The sequence below is a fragment of the Nonomuraea endophytica genome (genome assembly GCF_014203235.1).
GTDB classification, from domain to species: domain Bacteria; phylum Actinomycetota; class Actinomycetes; order Streptosporangiales; family Streptosporangiaceae; genus Nonomuraea; species Nonomuraea endophytica.
Genome location: NZ_JACHIN010000028.1, coordinates 35773 through 58075 on the forward strand (window position 1 = coordinate 35773; position 22303 = coordinate 58075).

The window sequence follows — 22303 nt, forward strand, 5'->3', positions numbered from 1 at the left end:
GCGCGGGCGGCTTTGCCTACACCGGCAGCACGCAGGCGGGACTCTTGACCGCGATCGTCTCGCCGGTGGGCGCGGGCAGGCCGCCGTCCAGGGTGAAGGCGTCGACGGTGCCGGAGTTCTGGTTGGCGATCCAGAGGGTGTCGCCGGCGATGGCGAAGTGGCGCGGCCAGTCGCCGCCGGAGGGGAGTTCGGCGAGTTTGTCACCGTCGGCGGAGAAGACGGAGAGGGTGTTGGGGCCGCGGTTGAGTATGTAGAGGCGGCCGTCGGCGGCGTCGACGTGGGCGGGGAAGTTGACGCCCGCGGCGGCGCTGGCAGGCGCCTGCCACAGTTCGCGCCAGTCGGCGGCGGCGTAGGCGCGCAGGGTGCCGTCGAGCTCGCCCGCCACGTAGACGCGCCCGTCCGGGGTGAAGACGAAGTGGCGGGGGCCCATGCCGGGCGCGAGGCGCACCGGTTCGAGCGGGTCGCCGGTCAGCGTGTAGCGGCGGATCTCGTCGGTGCCGAGGTCGGAGACGTGGAGGACGTCGTCGTGGAAGACGCACTGGTGGGCGTGCGGGCCCCGCTGGCGGTCGGGGTGGGGGCCGGAGCCCTGGTGGGGCAGCGGGATCGGCTCGCCGGTGAAGCGGCCCTCGGCGTCGAGGTGGTGCAGGCTCGCGACGCCGTCGCCGTAGTTGGCCGCGGCCAGCAGCGTGCCCGACGGGTGCACGGCCACGTGGCAGGGGCTGTCGCCGCCGCTCGGCCGCCGTCCGGTCTCGCGCAGGCCGCCGCCGGTCGCGTACGACAGCAGCACGCCGTCACCGAGTTCGCCCGCGGCGTAGATGACGGGCAGCGCCGGGTGCGCGGCCAGGAACGAGGGCGACGGGGCCGGGGTGATGCCTTCACCGGCGGTGAGAATGCCGTCGCCGTAGGAACCGACGTAGAGCTGCGTCACAGGAGAGTCCTCTTCATGGTTGACTAGGGCAATGAGTTCGTTGACGGAAGCAAGGGTTTCCGAGGTCAGGGCCTTCAACCGGTTCTATACGAAGGTGATCGGCGTCCTGCAGGCAGGGCTGCTCGACTCCCCTTACTCCCTGACCGAGGTGCGGGTGCTGTTCGAGATCGCGCACGCCGGTGAGCTGGAGACCGGCGAGCTGCGCGCCCTGCTCGACGTCGACGCCGGATACCTGAGCCGCATACTCGCCCGCTTCGAGAACGACGGCCTCGTCGCGCGCCGCCGCTCGCCCCACGACGCCCGCAAGCAGCTGGTACGGCTCAGCCCCGTCGGCGCCGCCACCTTCGACCGGCTCGAGAAGCAGGCGGCAGGCGAGATCGCGGTGCTGCTGGCCGGGCTGACCGAGGAGGACCAGGGGCGGCTGGTCGGCGGCATGGCCCTGATCCGCCGCCTGCTCGGGGATCCGGCGGCGGCGGGGCGGGAGCCGTACGTCATCAGGGCGCCGCGCGCCGGGGACCTGGGCTGGGTCGTGCAGCGGCACGGCGCCCTCTACGCGGAGGAGTACGGCTGGGGGCTGGCCTTCGAGCAGACCGTGGCCGGGATCTGCGCCGCCTGGTCCCCCGAGCGTGACGCCGGGTGGATCGTCGAGGTGGACGGGGAGCGGGTCGGCTGCGTGTTCTGCGTGCGCAGGGACGAGGAGACGGCGCAGCTGCGGATGTTGCTGGTCGAGCCGTCGGCCAGGGGGCTCGGGATCGGGCAGCGGCTGGTCGGGGAGTGCCTGCGGCACGCGCGGGAGCAGGGGTTCAAGCGGATGATGTTGTGGACGCGCGACGGCCTGCTGAGCGCGCGGCGGATCTACCAGGCGGCCGGGTTCGCGCTGGACTCGGAGGAGAAGGGCGAGGAGAACGGCCTCGTGGTGACCGAGCAGATCTGGTCCCGCGCGCTCTAACCCTCCGTCCAGCCCTTCCTGTCGTGCGCGCTCCGGCTCTTTCTGGGCCACCAGTTCAGCGGGCCGGCGAGGCGCATGGCCGCCGGGACCAGGATCGCCCTGATCACCGTGGCGTCGGCCAGCACGGCGATCGCCATGCCGACGCCCAGCATCTGCACGAACGACACGCTCGCGGTCGCGTAGGCGGCGAACGAGGCCGCCAGGATGCCGCCGGCCGCCGTGATCAGCGGGGCGCTCTTGCGCAGGCCGGCCGCGACGGCGCTCGTGGTGTCGCCGGTGCGGTCGTACTCCTCCTTGATCCGCGACAGCAGGAACACCTCGTAGTCCATGGACAGTCCGTAGGCGACGCAGAGCATGAGGATCGGGATGCCGGCGTCCAGCGTGCCGGTCGCGGTGAAGCCCAGCAGCCCGGACAGGTTGCCCTCCTGGAAGATCCAGACGATCGCGCCGAACATCACGCCGAGGCTGAGGACGTTGAGCACGGTCGCCTTCAGCGGGATGAGCAGGCTGCGGGTCATCGCGAACAGCAGGACGAAGGTGACGCCCAGCATCAGCGCCAGCACGAGGGGCAGGCGCTCGACGATGGAGGCGCGGTAGTCGGCCAGCTCGGCCGGGTAGCCGCCGACCAGCCGCTCGAACGGCGCGGGGGTGGCGCGGACCGCCGCGACGAGGTCGACCGGGTCCCCGGCCAGCGCCTCGGCGGACGGGACCACCGACAGCCACGTGCCCCGGTCCGCGGGACCGAACCTGGCGGGGTCGCCGTCGCCGGTCCGCTCGCCGCGGGCATAGGAGCCGGCGGCTGAGTCGACCTGGGCGACGCCGGGCAGACGGGAGAGCGTCGCCGCATATCCCGAAATGTCGCCTGCCACCGACATGTCGCCCGCTGCCGCGCCAGACGGGGTGCTTGTGGCGACGATCTGGATGGCGTCGGTCTCCTCGGCCGGGAAGTTCTGCCGGATGACGTCCTGGGTCTGCCGGGCGGGCGCGGACGGCGGCAGGATGCGGTCGTCGGCGGTGCCGAAGTTCAGGCCCAGGAACGGCGAAGCCAGCACGAGCAGGGCCGCCGTGGCCGCGCCGCCGTACAGGAGCGGACGCCGCATCACGCGCACGGCCAGCCCGTGCCAGAACCCCTCGCCCCGCGCGGGCCGCTCTCGCTTCGGCAGCAGCGCGCCACCCACACTCGCGAGTACGGCAGGCAGCACGAACACCGCCACCGCCACCCCGCCTGCCACGACCGCGATCCCCGCGTAGGCGAACGAGCGCAGGAACCCGAACGGCAGCGCGAACAGCACGGCCAGCGACGCCGCCACGGTCAGCCCGCTGAAGATCACGGTGCGCCCGGCGTGCTCCACCGCCCCCGCCACCGCGTCGGCCCGCTCACGCCCGGCCCTGGTCTCCTCGCGGAAGCGGGCGATGACGAACAGGCAGTAGTCGATGCCGAGCCCGAGCCCCATGGCGAGCGTGAGGTTCAGCGCGAACGTGGACACGTCCGTGAAGACCAGGACGCCGCGCAGCAGCGCCAGCCCGACCGCCATCGCGAACACCCCGGCCAGGATCGGCACCAGCGCCGCGACCGCCCGCCGCAGGTACCACCACAGCAGCGCGAACACCAGCGGGAAGATCACCAGCTCGGCCCTGACGAAGTCCTGCCTGGCCAGTGGGACGGTCTGGCGGAACACCTCCTCGCCGCCCCCGGCCCGCACCGTGGCCACTCCGGCGACGCCCTCGCCCATCCTGGGCACCAGGGCGGGCAGGATCGTGCCGCGCACGTGGTCGGCGTCGCCCGGGATGCGGACGACGATGAGCGCGTGCCTGCCGTCGTCGCTGCGCAGGGTGGCGGGGTTGCCGCGGGTCCAGTAGGAGGCGGACTCGGCCACGCCGGCGGTGGCCCGCGCGCGGGCGGTGAGCTCGCGCCCGGCGGCGGCCACGGCCGGGTCGTCCACGCCGCCGGTGACCGCGGTGACCAGGAAGACCATGTCGGGGCTGCCGGTCTGGAAGCGGTTCACCAGCTCGGCCTGGGCCCGGTCGGACTCCGAGCCGGGCGCCTCGAACCTGGCCAGCGACAACCTCGGCACCGCTCCCGCCGCCAGCGCGGCGGCGACCACGAAGGCGAGCAGGGCCAGAGAGAGGACGAGGCGGCGGCGCCGTACCAGGAAATATCCCAGCTTGCGGAGTCGCGGCGGCGGTGGTGCTGTCGCGGGGCGTGGACGGGTCGGCACGGCGGTCATGAGGCTTCTCCCCGAAACTCGGTAAACTGCTCGTGTTTTACTGTCCTGGCCAGAAATACAAGTAAATGCTCGCATTTGTCAACGAGGTGTGCCCATGACCGAGCGACCCGTCCGCAGGCAGGCGCGCGGGCTCAAGCGCATGGCCGAGATCCTCGACGCCGCCGAGCTGGTGATCGCCGAGATCGGCTATCCGGACATGACGACCAACCACGTCGCGGCGCGGGCGGGGATGTCGCCGGGGTCGCTGTATCAGTTCTTCCGCAACAAGGAGGAGATCCTCGACGGGCTCGTCGTCCGCTACACCGACGAGCGGCAGGAGTTCTGGGCCGGGCGGCTGGCCGCGCTCACGCCGGAGGTGCCGCTGGACGTGCTGGTCGGGCAGCTCGTCGACGAGAGCGTGGCGTTCAAGTCCCGCGCGCCCGCCTACTGGGCCCTGTTGTACGGCTCGGCCACCGGCGACCGTCTGGCCTCCGCCTCGGCCCGCCTGCACGCGGCCATCGCCGCCAACATGGCCGTCATGCTGCGCCGGCGCTCACCCGAGTTGCCGCAGGCGCGCGCGCTCACGCTGGGGACGATGGCGGTGGCGATGGTGAAGGCGGTGATGCCGCTGCTCCCCTCCTCCGCCGATCCGGACGAGCTGGTCACCGAGCTCAAGACCGCCCTGACCCGCTACCTGGCCCCCTGACCGGGCGGCTCAGAGGGCGGCGGCGATCCGGGCGGCGGATTCGGTGACGAGCTTGCCGTACTCCGGGCGCAGCTCGTCGGTCATGCGGGTGGCGGGACAGGAGACGCTGAGCGTGGCCACCGGCCCGTCGGCGCCGAGGACGGCGGCGGCCACGGCGGCGATGTCGGAGCGCCACTCCCCCCGGTTGGCGGCCCAGCCCTGGGCGCGGATCACGGCGAGTTCCTCCCGCAGCACGGTGGGGTCGGTGATGGTGGCCGAGGTGTAGGACTCCAGCGGGGGCAGTTCGCCGGGCAGGTGGGCGAGCACCGCCTTGCCGTTCGCCGAGGCGTGCAGCGGCAGCCGGATGCCGAGCGGAAGCACGATGCGCAGGGGTTTGTCGGTCTCCAGGCGCTCGATGAGCACGACGGCGTCGCCCTCGGGGACCATCAGGTGCACGGTCTCGCCGGTGCGCTGCCGTAGCTCCTCCATGACCGGCATGGCCACGTCGCGCAGTCCCAGCTCGGCGCGCCGGCCGACCTGCAGCGCCTTGGTGGTGACCAGCCAGCGGGTGACCTCGCCGCCGGCCGGCCGGATCCAGCCGGCCTCGTGCAGCGTGCGCAGCGAGCGCTGCACCGTGCTCTTCGGCAGCCCGAGCGCGCGGGACAGCTCACCCACGCCGATGGGCTGCCGGGCGGCGACCTCTTCGAGAGCGCGCAGGGCGTTGACGACGTTCTGCATCCATTGACTCCTCTGACGACTCGCTTCTAAGGTTAGTGAACCGCTCCACGGCACGCTGTGCCGCTACACGGCACGGAGGTATCGTGCACTTCCTGCAGATCCCAGGCCCCACCAACGTCCCCCACCGCGTCCTGCAGGCGATGGCCCGCCCGACCATCGACCATCGCGGACCGGAGTTCGCCGAGCTCACGCTCGACCTCCTCCCCCGCCTCGCCGCGGTCGTCCAGACCGGCGGCGACGTGGTCGTCTACCCGTCATCGGGCACCGGCGCGTGGGAGGCCGCGCTGGTCAACACACTGTCGCCGGGCGACCGGGTGCTGGCCTTCGAGACCGGGCACTTCGCCATGCTCTGGTGCCGCATGGCCGCCAAGCTCGGGCTGGAGGTCGACCTGGTCCCCGGCGACTGGCGGCACGGCGTCGACCCCGGCCTGGTCGCCGAGCACCTGACCGACGAGACCGCCGCCGTCATGGTCGTGCACAACGAGACCTCGACCGGCGTGCGCAGCCGCGTCCCCGAGATCAGGGCGGCGCTCGACCGCGCGGGGCACCCGGCGCTGCTGCTGGTCGACACGATCTCGTCGCTGGGCTCCCTCGACTACCGGCACGACGAGTGGGGCGTCGACGTCACCGTCGGCTGCTCCCAGAAGGGCCTGATGCTCCCGCCCGGCCTGGCCTTCAACGCGGTCGGCCCCAAGGCGCTCGACCACCAGGGCCGCCTGCCGCGCGCCTACTGGGACTGGCGGCCGATCATCGAGGCCAACCACTCCGGCTACTTCCCCTACACCCCGCCCACCAACCTGCTGTACGGCCTGGCCGAGGCGCTGACCATGCTGGAGGAAGAGGGGCTGGCCCAGGTCTTCGCCCGGCACGACCGGCACGCGGAGGCGACGCGGCGGGCCGTACGGGGATGGGGGCTTGAGGTGTTGTGCGCCGACGAGCGGGAGCACTCCAGCGCGCTGACCGCGGTGATGGTGCCGAACGGCTTCGACGCCGACGAGGTGCGGCGGATCGTGCTGGAGCGCTTCGACATGTCGCTCGGCACCGGCCTCGGCAAGCTCGCCGGGCGGGTCTTCCGCATCGGCCACCTCGGCCACTTCACCGACCTCATGCTCGTCGGCACGCTCGGCGGCGTCGAGATGGGGCTGCGGGCGGCCGGGGTGCCGATCAAGGACGGCGGCGTCCAGCGGGCCCTGGCCTACCTGGAGGGCGGGGCGTGAGCCTCGCGCGGACGCTCGGTCCGCTGCTGGCAGGCGAGGTCAGGGACGACGACTACACCCGCCACCTGTACTCCTCCGACGCCAGCATGTACGCCATCGAGCCGCTGGCCGTCGCCTACCCCAAGCACACCGACGACGTACGCGCGCTGGTCACGGCCTGCGCCGGGCTCGGGGTGCCGGTGCTGCCCAGAGGCGCGGGCACGAGCCTGGCCGGGCAGACGGTGGGCGCGGCGGTGATCGTGGACTTCTCCCGGCACATGAACCGCATCCTGGAGCTGGACGGCGGCCTGGCCCGGGTGCAGCCAGGCGTGGTCCAGGACCAGCTCAACCGGGCCGCCGCCAAGCACGGGCTGATGTTCGGCCCGGACACCTCGACCAGCAACCGGGCCACGATCGGCGGCATGATCGGCAACAACTCCGCCGGCAGCCACTCGATCCGCTACGGCTCGACGATCGACCACGTGCAGGCCCTGAGCGTGGTCCTGGCCGACGCCTCCACCCCCGACCTGGCCACGGACGGCAGACTGCGCGCCGGGGTGGACAAGATCCTGCAGAACCTGGACCTGGCGGGCTACCCGCGGTTCTGGCGCCACTCCGGCGGCTACCGGCTCGACCGGGTCACCCCCGGCGACCTCACCCCGCTCGTCGTCGGCTCCGAGGGCACGCTGGCCATCGTCACGGAGGCGACCGTGCGCCTCGTGCCGCGCCCCACGACGCGGGCGATCGCCGTCGGCCACTTCACCGGGACCCTGTCCGCCATCGCCGCCACCCACGACGCCCTCGCCCTGGACGCCGCCTCCGTCGAACTCATGGACAAGGCCATCCTCGACCTGTCCCGGCAGCGCGTGGAGTACGCCCGGCTCGGCGACATCCTGGAGGGCGACCCGGAGGCGCTGCTGTTCGTGGAGTTCTTCGGCGACGACGCGGCCGCCAAGGTGGAGGAGCTGGCCAGGGCCTGGAAGGCGGGCGGGCACGGCTACCACACGCTCCGGGCCATCGGCAAGGAACAGCGCGAGGCCGTGCTCAAAGTGCGCAAGGCCGGGCTCGGGCTGCTGATGGCCTCCAGCGTCGGCAGCCGCCGCCCGCTGGCCTTCGTCGAGGACACCGCCGTGCCGCCCGAGGCGCTGGTGCCGTACGTGGCGGAGTTCGAGAAGATCCTGGAACGGCACGGCATGAAGGCCGGCTTCTACGGCCACTGCTCGGTCGGCTGCCTGCACGTACGCCCGTTCGTCGACCTGCGCGCCCCCGGCGAGATCGCGGCCATGCGCGCGGTCGCCGAGGAGATCGCCGACCTGGCCGCCCGCCACGGCGGCGTGAACTCCAGCGAGCACGGCGACGGCCTGGCTCGCTCGGAGTTCAACGAGAAATTGTTCGGCCCGGCCGTCTACGCGGCGATGCGCGAGGTCAAGCGGTTGTTCGACCCCGGCAACCTGCTGAACCCCGGCAAGATCGTGGACGCCGCCCCGATGACCGAGCACCTGCGCGACCCCTCACGCCCCGAGCCCCCACCCCTGCGCACGGCGCTGGCGTTCGCCGACGGCATGCACGCCGCCGCCGACCGCTGCATGAACATCGGCGCCTGCCGCAAAGAGGACACGGGCGTCATGTGCCCCTCCTACATGGCCACCCGCGAGGAGGAGCACTCCACCCGCGGCCGGGCCAACGCCCTGGTCAAGGCGCTGTCCTCACCCGACCCCCGGGCGGCGCTGGGCGAGGAGCGGCTGCACGGCATCCTCGACCTCTGCCTGGAGTGCAAGGCGTGCACGTCGGAGTGCCCGCTCGGCGTGGACATGGCCTCGCTGAAGAGCGAGGCGCTGCACCAGTACCACCAGACCCACGGCGTGCCGCTGCGCTCGCGGCTGTTCGGCGCGATCCGCACGCTCAACCGGCTCGGCTCGGCCACCGCGCCGCTGTCCAACCTGTTCGCCGCCCCGCTGCGCGGCGCGCTGGGCCTGGCCCGGCAGCGCCCGCTGCCCCGCTTCGAGCGCGACACGCTGCCGCGCTGGCACGCCCGCCGCGCCCCGGCCCCCGGCCGCCTGGGCGAGATCATCCTCCTGGCCGACTCCTTCACCTCCTTCACCGAGCCCGCCATCGGCCGCGCCGCCGTCGAACTCCTGGAAAAAGCCGGCTACACGGTACGGCTGGCCGCCGAAGGCTGCTGCGGCCGGTCCAGCCTGTCCAAGGGCCTGCTCGACCGGGCCAAGAGCATGGCCGAAGCCATGGTCGAACGCCTGTCGGCCTCGGACGCCCCGATCGTCGGCCTGGAACCGTCCTGCCTGCTGACGCTCAAGGACGAGTACGCGGCGCTCCTGCCCGGCGACCCCCGCGTCCAGGCGGTGGCCGGGCGCGCCCGCCTCGTACCCGAACTGCTGCTCGAAGCCATCGACAGCGGCGCGCTGCCGCTCGGCGACGCACTCAGCGGCCGCACGATCCTCTTCCACGGCCACTGCCATGAGAAGGCCGTCACCGGCACCGCGGCCACGCGCGAACTGCTCGCGCGCATCCCCGGAGCCCAGGTGAGCGAACTCGACGCCGGCTGCTGTGGCATGGCCGGATCGTTCGGGTTCGAGGCCGAGCACTACGAGTTGTCCATGAAGATCGGCGGCCTGCGACTGTTCCCCGCCGTCTCCGCCACCCCCGAGGACACCCTGGTCGCGGCCACCGGGGTGTCCTGCCGCCAGCAGATCGCACACGGCACCGGCCGCACCGCCCGCCATCCCGTCGAACTCATCCGCCAGCTGACCTGACTCGGGGGAGAACGGAGTCATGTCATGTCCGCCGAACTTCTGTCCATACTCGCCCTCATCCTGATGTTCGTGGTCGCCACGGCCTTCCCGGTCAACCTGGGAGCCCTGGCCCTCGTCGGAGCCTTCCTCGTCGGCACCCTCGCCGCCGGGATGGGCACCGACGACATCCTCGGCGCCTTCCCCGGCAGCCTGTTCGTGATCCTGGTCGGGGTGACGCTGCTGTTCGCGATCGCCACCAACAACGGGACCGTCGACTGGCTCGTGCGGGCCGCCGTCCACCTCGTGCGCGGGCGCATCGTGGCCATCCCGCTGGTGATCTTCGCGATCGCCGCACTGCTCACCGCGGTCGGCGCGCCCGCGCCCGCCGTCGCCGCGATCCTCGCCCCCATCGCGTACGGCTTCGCCGCCCAGTACAAGATCCATGCCCTGCTCATCGGCCTCATGGTCGCCCACGGCACCCAGGCAGGGGCGTTCTCCCCGATCTCGGTGCTGGGCGGCATCGTGAACGGGGTCACCAAGGAGGCGGGGCTGCCCAGCTCGAACCTGGTGCTGTTCCTGTCCAGCTTCGCCTTCAACGCCGCGGCCGCGGTCATCGTGTTCCTGATGTTCGGGGGGCCGGGGCTGGCCCGCCGTACCGTGTCCGACGGGCCTTCCGAGGAGGAGGTCGCGGAGGAGACGCTGGCGGACGGCACGTCCGGTGGCGCTGTGGGCGCTCCCGGCGGTTCTGGCGCGTCCGGGAGCGTTTCTGGCGCGACCGGTGGTGGGACCGCCACGATCGCCAGGCCGGGGACGGGTCTGCGGCTGACCGTGCACCAGGCGCTCACGCTGGCCGGGATCGTGGGGCTGTGCGCGGGAGTGCTCGCGTTCAAGCTGGACCTCGGCCTGACCGCGGTCACCGTCGCGGTCATCCTCTCGCTCACCTCGCCCAAGGCCAACAAGGGCGCCGTCGAGCGGGTGGCGTGGCCGACGGTGCTGCTGATCTGCGGCGTGGTCACCTACGTGGGCGTGCTGCAGGAGATCGGGACCATCGACTGGGTCGGCACGCACGTGGCCGCGATCGGCGTCCCGCTCGTGGTCGCGCTGCTCATCTGTTACGTGGGCGGCGTGGTGTCGGCCTTCGCCTCGACCGTCGGCATCCTGGGGGCGCTGGTGCCGCTGGCGGTGCCGTTCCTGTCGCAGGGGACGCTCGGCCCGATCGCGATGATCGCGGCGCTGTCGGTGTCGTCGGCGATCGTGGACGTCAGCCCGTTCTCGACCACGGGCGCGCTGCTCGTGGCCAACGTCCGGGGCATGGACCGCGACGTCTTCTACCGCAAGCTTCTCGGCTACGGCGCCGCCGTCGTGGTCATCGGCCCGCTGGCTGCCTGGGCGCTGCTGGTGGTGCCCGGCTGGCTCGGCTGACCACACCTTGACCAACCCCTCGTCAGCCGATAGAAAACCAGTAGGTTATAGAAACGAGGGGTTATGAACGAGATAGTCGATGTCTACCACCGCCGGGCCGACGCCTTCGAGGCGAAGGTCGCCGCCGTCAAGCCCGAGCAGTGGTCGGACCCGTCGCCCTGCGCGCAGTGGACCGCCCGCGACGTCGTCGGACACATCGTGGACATGCACGCCGTCATGCTGAGCCCGATCGGCCGCGCGCTCAGCCCCGCCCCCTCGGTGAAGGAGGACCCGCTCGCCGCCTTCCGCGCCGCCCGCGCCGACGTCGAGGCCCTGCTCGCCGACCCGGTCGTGGCCGCGACCGAATGCGACACCCCGGCCGGGCGGTTCACCGCCGCCCGGCACGTCCACGAGGTCATCAGCGCCGACCTGCCCCTGCACGGGTGGGACCTGGCCAAGGCCACCGGACAGGACGCCACGATCGACCCGGAGGACGTGCGGCTGTCGTGGGAGTCGGTGTCCGCGCTGCCGCCGGAGCTGATCGAGCAGTTCCGGACGCCGGGGGCGTTCGGGCCGGGAGTGGAGGTGTTCGGGCCCGAGGTCCCGGTCGGGTCCGACGCCACCCCGCAGGACCGGCTGCTCGGAATGATCGGCCGCGACCCCAACTGGCAGCGCCCCTAGCCATTCACGTCATGCCGCTGCCGGTCCCCCGGGCCCTTGTCCAGCCGCGCTCACGGAGTCGCCTCGACGCGGCTGCTCAGCACCAGGCGTCGCGCCGTCCCTACCCGCCGTCCCTACCCGCCGTACTGACCAGACGGACCGTGCTGGTCGCGGCCGGGCGCTTGTGGCGGCCGCCGCGCTGGTCGCGGCCGGGCGCTTGTGCAGGCCGCCGCGCTGGTCGCGGCCGGGTACTTGTGCAGGCCGCCGCGCTGGTCGCGGCCGGGTACTTGTGCAGGCCGCCGCGCTGGTCGCGGCCGGGTACTTGTGGCGGCCTCCTGGCCCGTGGCGGCCTCGTGGCTTGTGGCTCACCACTGCCCTCGCCCAGGGTCGGCCGCCCGCGCTCTCCGGCTTCGTGGTGATCCGAGCAGATCGGGCTGAAGTGTCTGCCCATCGTGGTCGAGGCGCGTACCGGAGAGAGCGTCGGCCGCGGATCATCCAAGAACCTCCTGCGCGGTGCGGCAGGTGCGGCCGCACCTGCCGCACCTGCCACACGCGTCCCCGGGGAGCCGGGTGGGGCTGCCGGGGAAGGCGTGCGGCGGGGGTGGGGTTGCCGCCGCCCGGGTGAGGGGTCAGCCTGGCCCTACGGCCTGGCCGCCGTCCTCCCAGCGGTTGTTGCTCCACAGGTTGCCCTCGGCCTTGGAGTCGAAGTGGGCCATCGGGCCGTAGTAGCCGCACTTGCTGAAGACCTGGCGGCTGAAGACGTTGTCCTTGATGACCACGTTGTACGGCGAGAACGGGTGCTCGATGTGCTTGGCTCCGCCGTAGATGCAGTAGCCGCCGCCGGCGAGCAGGTTGCCGGTGACCTCCACGTCGTGGATCGGGCCGAAGACCGGGCTCAGGATGATGGCCGAGGTCTGGTTCTCCGGGTTGATGATCGCGTTGTGGCGGATGACCAGCTTGTTCTTCTCCTTGTTGCCGTTGGTCTGGATGCCGTCGGTGTGGTCGCCCGGGTTCGCCTGCCACATGTCGTGGATGTAGTTGTCCTCGATGAGTCCGGACTTGGCCATGATGGCGGCGTTCGACGTGGTGTGGATGTTGTTGCGGCGAACCGTCATGTCACCGGTGCCGTCGTTCCAGATGCCGATGTCGAGCTTGGTCTTCTTGTTCGAGCCGATCTCGCAGTTCTCGACCGTGAGGTTGGTGTGGCCCGCGCGTAGCTGGATGCCCCAGTAGCCGCTGACGATGATCTTGCAGTTGCGGATCGTCACGTTGTCGGCCCAGATGTCGAAGCCTTCGCTGACCTCCACACCGTCGAAGACCGCGCCGTCCTGCTTGACCTCGCCGCCCTTGATCTTCTTGAACGTGGAGATCGTGGGGCCGGTGTTGCCCTCATTCGGGAAACCGGCCATGGGCGGGTCGGTGGGCTTGGTGGGCGTACTGGTCGGCTTGGTCGGGGTGCTCGTGGGCTTCGTCGGGGTGCTCGTGGGCTTGGTCGGAGTGCTGGTCGGCCTCGTCGGGGTGCTCGTCGGGCGCGTTGGGGTGCTCGTCGGCTTCGTGGGTGTGCTGGTCGGCTGTGTGGGGGTGGTCGTCGGCCTGGTCGGGGTGGTCGTGGGGGTGCCCGTGGGCTTCGTGGGCGTGGTGGTGGGGGTGGACGTGGGCCTGGTCGGCGTGGTCGTCGGCGTCGCGGTCACCGTGGGGGTGGGGGTCGGCTTGCCGGTCGGCGTCGGACCGGGTGACGGACGGTAGTTGAAGATCACGTCCGTGAAGTAGTTGAACTTCGCCGGGTTGGCGTAGGAGGGGAAACGGGAGCGCTTGCCGTACGCGAAGACACCGTTACGGTCGGACGGCGCGGAGAGCGGACCCGAGACGACCGGCTGTGAGAAGCCGCCGCGCTGGGCGACGTAGGTGCCGTGGCGGGTGTGGTACGAGGCGGTGTAGACGGCGCCCGCCCAGACGGGGACGGGGGTGCCGAACAGCGCCGTCTGCCATCCTTCGCGGGTCTCGCCGCTGAACCGCACCCTGGCCAGCGCGCGGCCCCGGGCGTCCCAGAGGGTGCCGACGTGGGTGCCGCGCTCGCCGCGCGGCTTGTAGAAGCGGATGCCGGCGATCTCGCCGTTTCTGTCGGCGGTGAAGCGTACACCGAGTTCCAGGGGTATCCGCTCGGCCCGGCGCGGGGCTGTGACCGGGCCTTTGTTCCACAGGCTCGCCTGAAGTGTGTCGGGTGCGGTCTGCGCCCGCATCTTTTCGGCCTTTTGCGCTTTCTGCGTTTTCTGAGCCTGGCGGGCTGACTCCCCCGCCACGGCGCTCGTCGTCGGTATGGCGACAAGCGCGATGGCCACGAGCACCCCTAACGCCAGTCGCGATCTTTTACGCTTCGACCTGGCAGCATGAGATCCCACTGTTCGGCGCTCCGTCGTTTGAGGGTATCCGAATTTATGGATTTGAGATAACCGTTTTCGAGCCCTCTTTCTAATCTCGGCGCCAGATCATACCGACGCGGTAAGTGCGCGCACGGGAAATACGAAATTCCCGTCTATTTACGCATGGCCCCCACAGATCACCCCCACCCCACCAGACACGCCACGGCCGGCACCCCCACCGCCGCCCCACCCCTCAGCCCTACCCCGCGGCCTCTCCGCCTCCAGTTCGCACACCTCCGGACTCGCCAGCCCATGCCGCCTCGCTCCCGCACGACACCCTCTCGACCCGTCCCCCCGTCCTTCCGTCCCCCTGTCCCCCCGTTCCCCCGTTCCCGGCGCCGGGCTGAGGGGCGGGCTGAGGAGAGGGACGGGGGCAGCGGGCCGAGGAGACGGGGCGGCAGCGGGCCGAGGGATGGGCCGGAGGTAGAGAGGTCGCGAGGTGGGCCGGAGGGAGGGGCGCGGGGGCAACCGACCCAAGGGGGCAGCGGGACCGAGGGATGGGGGGCGGTGGGCTGCGGACAGGGGCAGTGGACTGAGGGAGGAGTGGGGCTGGTGGGGCCGGAGGTGCTGGAGGTGCTGGAGGTGCTGGAGGTGCTGGAGGTGCTGGAGGTGCTGGAGGTGCTGGAGGTGCTGGAGCGGACAGTAGAGGCAGTTGGGCTGGGAGGAGAGGCGGGGGTGGTGGGAGGGGTGGGGGTGGTGGGGCCGGAGGGAGGAGTGGGGGTGGTGGGGCCGGAGGGAGGAGTGGGGGGCGGGGGAGCATAGCGAGGTGGTGGGGCCTGGGGTGGGGTTGCGGGTGAATCATGCTAAGTCGCTATGAGACATATATTTCGGTCTTTATACCGCTAACTGGGGAGCTGCCGCCTGTACGGTGGTTGACTACTCACTGAATCACCCACAGACTCGCATCATATTGAATCATGTCGAATCATCGCGCATCAGACACGCGCGGGGATCTCGGGCGATGCGGGAGGCACGTGCCTGTGGTGACGGACGACGGTATGGATCCGCAGATCAAGCGGCAGTGGCTTGGAGCAGAGTTGAGGCGTTTGCGTGACATGGCCGGCGTCTCCGGACGAGATCTCGCCGAGCAGATCGGGATCAGCCAGTCCAAGGTCTCGCGGATCGAAGCCGGTGCGGCGATGCCGTCGTTTTCGCAGGTGATGGCATGGGCCGAGGCGGTGAACGCGCCCGACGACACCCGGGAGGTGCTCGCCTCGCTGACTCAGGCGGCGTTCACCGAGGTGCAGACGTGGCGTGCGGCCCTGCGCAACCGGCCGCATCTGCAGGGCGAGATCCAGAAGCTGGAGCGGGGGGCGCATCTGATCCGTACGTTCCAGCCGACGCTCGTGCCCGGGTTGCTGCAGACGGCCGAGTACGTGAAGCGGGTGCTGACGTTGTTCCAGCCCGGGTACGCGGAGGACAAGCTCGCCACCGTCCTGGCCGCCCGGCTGGACAGGCAGCTCGCGTTGTACGACGAGGCCAAGCGCTTCGAGTTCCTCATCACCGAGGCTGCCCTGCGATGGCGGCCGGGACCGCCCCGGCTGCTGCTGGCCCAGCTCGACCGGATCGCGTCGCTCAGCACCTTGGAGAACGTCTCCATCGGCCTCATCCCGCTCACCACCGAGGCGGTCACCAGCATGGCCCACGCGTTCGTCATGTTCGAGGCGGACGGTGGCGCGCCGGGCGACGACCACGAAGACGACGAGGAGGACGGCGCCGTGGTGACGGTGGAGACGGTGCACGCGAACCTGGTCGTCAAGGGGGCCGAGAGCGTGAGCCTCTACCGCGACCGGTGGACGTCGCTGCGCCGCATGGCGGTGTTCGACGACGAGGCCCGGTCCTTCCTGTCCCAGGTCAGCACCACCATCCGGGCCGGAGGCTGAACCCATGCCCACACCACCTTTACCAACCACCCCCCACCAACCCACCGGCCCACACCCACCCAGACCAGCCCCACATGCCAAGAACCCACCCACCCCCAGCTCGACCACCCCAAGGTCGACCACCCCTGGGCCGACCAGCCCCCTGCCGGCCCACAACAGGTCGACCGACAACATGCCGGCCTACAGCAGGTCGGCCACCCCCAGGCCGACACACAACGAGCCGGCCATCCCCAGGTCGGCTCAGGCCCACAACAGTCCAGCCATCTCCAGGCCGGCACACAACAGGTCGGCCGACAACAGGCCGGCACACAACAAGTCGGCCGACAACAGGCCGGCCTGCTCCCGGTCCGCCTGCAACCGGTCCGCCTGCCCCGGAGCGGCGAGCCGGAGGATGACCCGGCCAGCGGCGATCAGGCCGGAGGCGACCAGACCACAGGCCGGCAAACCGCAGGTGGTGGGCCCGATGGTGGTCGGGCGACGAGCGGTCAGACCGACGACGGTGGTCGGACAGGAGGGGGTCAGACCACGGGCCGTCAGCCCGGGGGCCAACAGACGGCGGACCGTCAGACCGAAGGCCGTCGGACCGGGGGCCGTCGGACCGGGGGCCGTCGGACCGGGGGCCGTCGGACCGGGGGCCGTCGGGCGGGGGGTTGTTCGGCCGGGGGTGGGGTGGGGGTGTGGGGGTGGTGGGCGGTTTCGGGTGTGCGGCGTGCTTGGGGTCGGGCGGGCCGGACCGGTTAGGGGTGGGCGGGAACCCGTTGGGCGGGAGCACTTAAAGACGCTCGGGCCAAAGCAGGCCGGGCGCCCATTGTCCCCGCGAGGGCCGCGTGTGACGTGGGTGCCCGGCCGGGCCTGGCCCGAGTCGCGGCCGTCCGGGTGGGGGTCGCCCGGACGGCCGCTCAACGGGTCAGGCGTTCGCGGGCCACCCACCCGGCACGTCGAACTCGCCGGCCTTCACAGCCCCGGTGAACTCCTCCCATTCCTTCCCGTCGAACAACAGCACCGGCCCGTGCGGGTCCTTGGAGTCGCGCACGGCCACGACCTGCACCATGGCCACCTCCACGCAGGTGCCGCCATCGCACGCGCTGCGGAACTCCACCGGCGTCTCCAGCTTGATCTCGCTCATCTCGAGCCCTTCCCTTCCTGGTGTCTGGTGTTTCTTCCTGACTCCAGAGTCCAAGGCTTCACTGGCAATCATCTGGTCCGTGACCTGGGAATACTCCGAAATTCTCCTGGGCCGCGTCAAGCCGTTTCTCCGAAGATCCGGAGACCTTTCGAAGGAGGTAGACGAGGGAAATGACAGCGGAAATAGCGGTCCGCGAGGGCCCGCCGCCGGTGCTGAGCCTGCTCGGTCCGGTGGAGGTCCTGCGGGGAGACTCGCGCTTCTCCCTGGGCGGCCCGCAGGTCAAGCGCATGATCGTGGCACTCGTGGAAGCCGGCGGCAAGCCCGTCTCCCACGACAGATTGAAGGAATGGGTATGGCAGGGCCAGCCCACGGACGGCTACCCGGCCGACGCGCTGCACGGTCTGGCCAGCGCCGTACGCAAGGCGTTCAAGGACACGGGGATCTCGGCGTCCCTCGGCAAGGAGGGTCTGTCCTACCGGCTGCGGATCGCCGATGAGCACGTGGACGTCCGTCTGTTCCGCGAGGAGGTACGGCAGGCCGTCCACCTCCTGGCCTCCGGCCAGGACACCCCGGCGGTGCGGTTGCTCAACCAGGCGCTGGCCCGCTCGAAGGGCGAGCCGCTCACCGGGCTGGACGGCCGCTTGGTGGGCCAGTACCGCGAGGCGCTGGGCACGGAGGTGACGCAGGCACGGCTGGTCCTGGCCGCCGCACGCATCAAGGGCGGGGAGCACGGCGAGCAGATCGCGCCGCTCAAGGCGGTGGTGGAGCAGGACCGCGACAACGTGGCCGCGGCGTGGCTGCTCATGCACGCCTACTTCCGCGACCACCGCTGGGAGCTGGCCCACCGGGTGTTGCAGGGCGTGCCCACGGCACCGGAGTTCCTGCGCGACCTGGAGCGCAGGATGCTCAAGTCGGACCCGGACCTGTACCGGCCGGAGGCGATCGACCTCCCCGGAGCGCCCGCGCCGCCCGTCATTGTGACCCGGGTTGACACCCCAGAGCCCGACGAACCCCAGCAAAAGCAAGAAGAACCCCAACAGGAGAAGCCACAAAAGCCGAAAGGCCCCGGCCAGCGGGACAAACGTCACCAACATCAGCCTCGGCGAGGGTGACATCCACTCCTACCATGCCAAAACCATGAACTTCGGGAACCGGCCATGACCGAGCTCGTGCCGTACGGCGGGCCGTACCGGAAGGAAGAGCCGCAACCCGACCCCCCGCAGGACCAGAACGACCCCCCGCCACGCAAGGACCCCGAGCCCAGCGCCGAGGAAGAGCAGCGCCAGGCCGACACCGAGCGCGGACGACGGGCCGACGGGCTGCGGTATCTGTTCGGCCCGGCCTGGTACGCGGGCCCCGGCGGCGCGGGCCGCGACCGCACCACCTCGTGGGCGGCCCGGGACGTGCACAGCTACCACGCCGACACGGTCAACATGCACACCGTCTACCAGGTCGCCCAGGACTTCGTCACGCCTCCCAGGTTCGGCGGGCTGACGCGGGACGATCTGGACCTGCGCCACCGGCTCCATGTCGGCACCGGCTCCGACGAGTGGCTGCGCGCGAGCGTGGCGCGGCATCGGGCGGTCGTGCTGTGCGGGGAGGCGTCGACGGGGCGGCGCGACAGCGCGCTGCGGGTGTTGTCGGCGATCGTCCCGGTGTCGCGGGCGCACGAGTTCCCGGTGGAGATCGCCGAGGTGGGCACGATCGAGGCGTTGTTCCCCGAGCCGCCGGGCGATCCGGCGCCGGGCAGGATGCCGGGCTGGCGGGTGGAGCCGGAGCGCGCCTATGTGCTCGACGCGTCCGGGCTGAGCGGGCGGGTCAACCGCGCCCATCTGGACGCGCTGAAGCGGGCGGCGGGCACGCGGTCGTGGGTGATCGTGCTGGCCGCCGAGTCCGCCCTGGCCGAGGATCTCCTCGGGGCGGCCGAGGTGGTCGGGCACGAGTGTCCCGACCTGCTGAACGTGCTGGAGAACCACCTGTGGGGGCGGCTGGAGGACGCGGCCGCCGAGGTCGTGGAGAACGCCCGCCACCTGCTGAGCTCCGACGCCTTCCTACGGGAGGTGGGCACGTTGCGGTTTCCGGCCGAGGCGGTACGCCTGTCCGGCGACCTGGCCATCCAGCTCCTGGCGGGCACCACGGCCAGGGACGTGCTGACCCGGTTGCCGGGCCGGCGCAGGGAGCGGCTGCGCGAGTGCTTCCACGAGGTCGATCCCCGGCATCTGGCGCTGCCGCTGGTGGCCGCCGCCGCGTTCCAGGGCCAGCCGGTCGGGAAGGTCGTGCGGGCGGCCGACCGGCTGCGGGAGAGCATGCCGGGCCAGGAGATCCCGCCGGACCCGTTCCTGCGCTGCCTGCCGGACAACCTGGACGTCTTCGTCAGCGGCTTCAAGGGCCTGGACGAGGAGGCGGCTCAGCGGGGCCGCGACCCCCGGGTGATCCTGCTGCCCGAGTCGCTCGGCCGGGACGTGCTGACCGTGGCCTGGCGCGACCTGCCCGGTCTGCGGGCCACGATTCTCGGCTGGCTGGAGGCGCAGGCCGAGCAGGACGATCCGGCCATCCGCATCCAGGCGGCGCAGGCCGTCGGGATGTTCGCCGTGCTCGACTTCGAGCACGTGGCCGGCTCCACGCTGCTCCCCTGGCTCGGCTCGCCCAACCCCCTGCACCACCGCGCCTTCAGCCTGGCGCTGGAGGCAGCCGCCGGCGCCGACGAGCGCACCGCGGAGCGGGTCCGCCGCCTGCTGAGGTCCGGCGGTTCGCTGCTGGCGCGCGGTGCTCTCATCGACGCGTACGGCACGCGGATCGGCGCCCTGTTCCCCGGCGACGCGCTGCGGGCGATCGACGTCTTCCTGCGCGACACCGCCATGACCGCCGACATCGTGGACGGCGCCACCCTCGCCTACCTCTCGGACGGCGATCAGGTGGCGGCCGAGGTCGGGCTGTCCAGGATCGCCCGCGTCGTCACCGAGATCTTCGCGGGCGGCGCGGCCCACCAGGTCCTGAACCAGCTGCGCGAATGGTCGGGCGGGCCGCTGCACGGCAGGGAGTCGGTGGTGGCGTTCGTGCGGCGCAAGGTGGCGGTGCGGGCGATGGTCCGCGTGGCCAGGTTGCCGGCGCCCGGCACGGCCGTACCCCGTCAGCCCGCGCTGCTGCGCATGCTGGCCGGCGGCGAGGTCTCCGCGGCCAGGCTGCGCCCGCTGTGGCAGGTCAGCCTCGCCGACCGGGACATGGGCAAGAGCGCCTGGCAGGTGCTGCGCCGCTGGGTCGAGGCGGCCGACGGCGACGAGAACCTGGTCGAGCCGGTACGCGACCTCGTGGTCCCGCTCGCCACCCGCAGTGGCCTGGAGCGCAAGCGGTACTACCACCAGATCGAGCAGTGGAAGCGGCGCCGTGGGGGCGCCGCGTTCCAAGCATTCCCCAATATCTGACACTTGAGGACGTCATATGACGGCAACCACGACAACACCCCGGCCCTCGCGGCCGGGCCTGGGCCGGCGCCTGCTGGGCTGGTTCCGGCGGCTCACCCCCGAGATCCCGCCGGTGAACGTGATCGACAGCTTCACCTTCACCTCCCCCGCCCGCGACGACGCCTTCTCCTTCACCGTGACCGTGCGCTGCTGCTGGTGCGCCCGCGGCGGACCCGACCGCGGCAGGATGGAGGCCTTCGTCGGCGAGCGGCGGCGGCTGGACGAGCAGGCCATCCGCCGGATGGTACGCGCGGCGGTGCGCGAGTTCCCGCCCTACGCGGCCAAGGACGCCGAGGACGCGGCCAACAGGGCGCTCACCGACGACGGGCCCGTGCTGCTCGGCACCACCACGCGCGAGGACATGAGCGCGACCTGCACCGCCTGGGTCGAGATCGACGTGGCCGAGCCGGTGCGCGCCTACCAGGAGAAGGAGTGGCGGGCGAGCCTGTCCTGGGCGGCGCACGCCCACGACTCCACGCAGGCCATCGGCACCCTGACCAAGCTGCGCGACGAGTGGCTGGTGTTCCTGGGCGCCGATCCCGGCAAGCTCAAGCACGACTGGCGGCTGCCGTTCGCGATCCGGCTGGCAGAGCACGGACGGCAGGTGACCGAGACGGTGGCCAGCATGCACTGGCGGCGCCGGCGCGACGTCACGTTCGCGGCGGGCTTCTACCAGGACGTCATCAAGCAGCTGCGCAACGCGGGGCACTACGACTTCGCGGTGAGCGTGGAGGACCTGCTGCGCAAGATGGTCAAGGCCTATGACCTGCCGAGGTACGACCTGGTGGGCGAGATGCTGCAGAACGAGCTGCTGCCGTACAACGAGAACGACCCGATGCTCCACGTGTTCGGCATGGGCCAGGAGGCGGAGGGTCCTGAGCCCGAGATGTTCGGCACGCCGCCGGGCGAGGACGCGGGGCCGGACTGGCAGACCTGGCACGGTGAGCGGGTCGAGGAGCCGCTGGCGGTGCCCGATCCGGACGACGTCGAGCCCGACGAGCCCGCCGCCGAGCTGCCGGAGCAGCCCGACGGCCAGGTCAACGGCCAGATCCCGCAGCCGCGCGCGGCCGACGAGAGCGAGTGAGCCGATGACGACGCGCAAGCGCATCGCCGGCCTGCTGGCGGTGGCCTGTCTCGCCGGCTGCGTGCACACCGAGCAGCAATCACAGGTCGGCGCCGGTGACCCGTGCGCGGTGATGTCGCGCCCCGGCGCCACGCCCGTCTCCACGAACATCGTCCTGGTCGACCGCTCCGGCTCGACGCTGGCGAAGGATCCGGCCGCGTTCGTGCCCAACTGGGCGGCGAGCCTGCTCGGGGTGCTGCCGGTCCGGGACGGCGAGCAGTACCTGATCGCGCCGTTCGCCGGCGGCAACTACCTGTCCTTTCCCGACGAACCCCTGGCCGCGCCGCCGATCAGGGGGACGAGCAAGAAGCAGAAGCCGCTCAAGGACGCGGTCCGCGCCTGCCTCAAGCTGCGGGTCACCGGCGCGGTGCTGAAGCCCGGGATACCCAAGGGCACCGACATCCTGGGCGCCCTGCACGCGGCCGGCCGGCAACTCGCCGGGCTGCCGCCGGGCTCGGCCAAGCACATCTTCGTGGCCACCGACGGCTACGCCAGCACCGGCTGCGCCGAGATCAAGATGGGCCGGCGGCTCAGCGACGGCGACATCACCCGCATCGCCGACGGCTGCGCCGGTGAGCTGCCGACCAGCGTGAGCGGCATCCCGATCACGCTGGTCGGCATCGGCACGGCCTCCAGCAAGATGCGCGCGGTGCTGCCCGACGCGGTCACCTCCCTGGCCAGGCTCTGGGACACGCTGTGCCGCCGGATGACCACGACGTGCACCGTGGTGAGCGGCGCACCGACCGACGACGCGTCCGCCATCGCGGGTTAGCGGGAGG

Annotated in this window: 18 protein-coding genes; 12 read left to right on the forward strand and 6 right to left on the reverse strand. The window is 71.6% G+C overall.

Translation table 11 applies throughout. From position 1 onward, the window contains the following. Positions 1–16: 16 nt before the first annotated feature. Positions 17–928 (reverse strand): lactonase family protein, encoded by a 912-nt coding sequence (locus tag HNR40_RS51705; protein ID WP_184975895.1) that lies wholly within the window; start codon positions 926–928, stop codon positions 17–19. Positions 929–959: 31 nt separating this feature from the next. On the opposite strand from HNR40_RS51705, the gene HNR40_RS51710 reads away from it, so the two are divergent. Next, positions 960–1877, forward strand: coding sequence for a bifunctional helix-turn-helix transcriptional regulator/GNAT family N-acetyltransferase (locus tag HNR40_RS51710; protein WP_184975898.1), 918 nt, complete (start codon positions 960–962; stop codon positions 1875–1877). Here HNR40_RS51710 and HNR40_RS51715 read toward each other — a convergent pair. After that, a complete protein-coding gene (locus HNR40_RS51715; RefSeq protein ID WP_184975901.1) occupies positions 1874–4105 on the reverse strand; it encodes an MMPL family transporter in 2232 nt (743 codons plus the stop codon). The two genes, HNR40_RS51710 and HNR40_RS51715, sit on opposite strands and share 4 nt — an antisense overlap. A 94-nt stretch (positions 4106–4199) precedes the next feature. Between HNR40_RS51715 and HNR40_RS51720 the strand changes: the two genes are divergently transcribed. After that, a complete protein-coding gene (locus tag HNR40_RS51720; protein ID WP_184975904.1) occupies positions 4200–4790 on the forward strand; it encodes a TetR/AcrR family transcriptional regulator in 591 nt (196 codons plus the stop codon). 9 nt (positions 4791–4799) lie between these two features. Here HNR40_RS51720 and HNR40_RS51725 read toward each other — a convergent pair whose 3' ends face one another. Next, a complete protein-coding gene (locus HNR40_RS51725; RefSeq protein WP_184975907.1) occupies positions 4800–5507 on the reverse strand; it encodes an IclR family transcriptional regulator in 708 nt (235 codons plus the stop codon). 83 nt (positions 5508–5590) lie between these two features. On the opposite strand from HNR40_RS51725, the gene HNR40_RS51730 reads away from it, so the two are divergent. The 4 genes from HNR40_RS51730 to HNR40_RS51745 all read left to right on the forward strand — a co-directional run bounded on the left by HNR40_RS51730 (position 5591) and on the right by HNR40_RS51745 (position 11532). Next, the gene (locus tag HNR40_RS51730; protein ID WP_312896867.1) at positions 5591–6724 is read left to right on the forward strand and encodes a pyridoxal-phosphate-dependent aminotransferase family protein; all 1134 of its coding nucleotides are present in this window, start codon (positions 5591–5593) and stop codon (positions 6722–6724) included. After that, positions 6721–9471, forward strand: coding sequence for an FAD-binding and (Fe-S)-binding domain-containing protein (locus HNR40_RS51735; RefSeq protein ID WP_312896868.1), 2751 nt, complete (start codon positions 6721–6723; stop codon positions 9469–9471). Before HNR40_RS51730 ends, HNR40_RS51735 begins: the two co-directional genes overlap by 4 nt. 24 nt (positions 9472–9495) lie before the next feature. Continuing rightward, positions 9496–10872, forward strand: coding sequence for an SLC13 family permease (locus HNR40_RS51740; RefSeq protein WP_184975910.1), 1377 nt, complete (start codon positions 9496–9498; stop codon positions 10870–10872). A gap of 63 nt (positions 10873–10935) precedes the next feature. Continuing rightward, entirely contained in the window at positions 10936–11532 is a 597-nt protein-coding gene (locus HNR40_RS51745) for a TIGR03086 family metal-binding protein (protein ID WP_184975913.1), read from the forward strand. A gap of 608 nt (positions 11533–12140) precedes the next feature. On the opposite strand, the gene HNR40_RS51750 is transcribed toward HNR40_RS51745, so the two are convergent. Beyond that, on the reverse strand, positions 12141–13751 hold the full coding sequence (locus HNR40_RS51750; RefSeq protein ID WP_184975916.1) for a DUF4082 domain-containing protein: 1611 nt from the start codon (positions 13749–13751) through the stop codon (positions 12141–12143). A gap of 732 nt (positions 13752–14483) precedes the next feature. Between HNR40_RS51750 and HNR40_RS51755 the strand changes: the two genes are divergently transcribed. Both HNR40_RS51755 and HNR40_RS51760 read left to right on the forward strand, forming a co-directional pair. Beyond that, positions 14484–14693 (forward strand): hypothetical protein, encoded by a 210-nt coding sequence (locus tag HNR40_RS51755; protein ID WP_184975919.1) that lies wholly within the window; start codon positions 14484–14486, stop codon positions 14691–14693. A 236-nt stretch (positions 14694–14929) separates the two neighbouring features. Then, the gene (locus HNR40_RS51760) at positions 14930–15814 is read left to right on the forward strand and encodes a helix-turn-helix domain-containing protein (protein WP_281395898.1); all 885 of its coding nucleotides are present in this window, start codon (positions 14930–14932) and stop codon (positions 15812–15814) included. A 240-nt stretch (positions 15815–16054) separates the two neighbouring features. On the opposite strand, the gene HNR40_RS51765 is transcribed toward HNR40_RS51760, so the two are convergent. Together HNR40_RS51765 and HNR40_RS51770 are read right to left on the reverse strand one after the other, a co-directional pair. Then, the gene (locus HNR40_RS51765; RefSeq protein ID WP_184975925.1) at positions 16055–16363 is read right to left on the reverse strand and encodes a hypothetical protein; all 309 of its coding nucleotides are present in this window, start codon (positions 16361–16363) and stop codon (positions 16055–16057) included. A gap of 358 nt (positions 16364–16721) precedes the next feature. Continuing rightward, the gene (locus HNR40_RS51770) at positions 16722–16940 is read right to left on the reverse strand and encodes a DUF397 domain-containing protein (protein WP_184975928.1); all 219 of its coding nucleotides are present in this window, start codon (positions 16938–16940) and stop codon (positions 16722–16724) included. Positions 16941–17110: 170 nt separating this feature from the next. Between HNR40_RS51770 and HNR40_RS51775 the strand changes: the two genes are divergently transcribed. Genes HNR40_RS51775 through HNR40_RS51790 form a run of 4 tightly spaced genes read left to right on the forward strand, consistent with a single transcriptional unit; the run spans position 17111 to position 22296 of the window. Continuing rightward, positions 17111–18052, forward strand: coding sequence for an AfsR/SARP family transcriptional regulator (locus HNR40_RS51775; RefSeq protein WP_184975931.1), 942 nt, complete (start codon positions 17111–17113; stop codon positions 18050–18052). A 45-nt stretch (positions 18053–18097) separates the two neighbouring features. Then, on the forward strand, positions 18098–20362 hold the full coding sequence (locus HNR40_RS51780; RefSeq protein ID WP_184975934.1) for a hypothetical protein: 2265 nt from the start codon (positions 18098–18100) through the stop codon (positions 20360–20362). Between the two features lie 16 nt (positions 20363–20378). Continuing rightward, a complete protein-coding gene (locus tag HNR40_RS51785; protein ID WP_184975937.1) occupies positions 20379–21485 on the forward strand; it encodes a hypothetical protein in 1107 nt (368 codons plus the stop codon). Positions 21486–21489: 4 nt separating this feature from the next. Then, positions 21490–22296: a vWA domain-containing protein gene (locus tag HNR40_RS51790; RefSeq protein ID WP_184975939.1), complete on the forward strand. Its 807-nt coding sequence runs from the start codon at positions 21490–21492 to the stop codon at positions 22294–22296. The last annotated feature ends 7 nt before the right edge of the window (positions 22297–22303 follow it).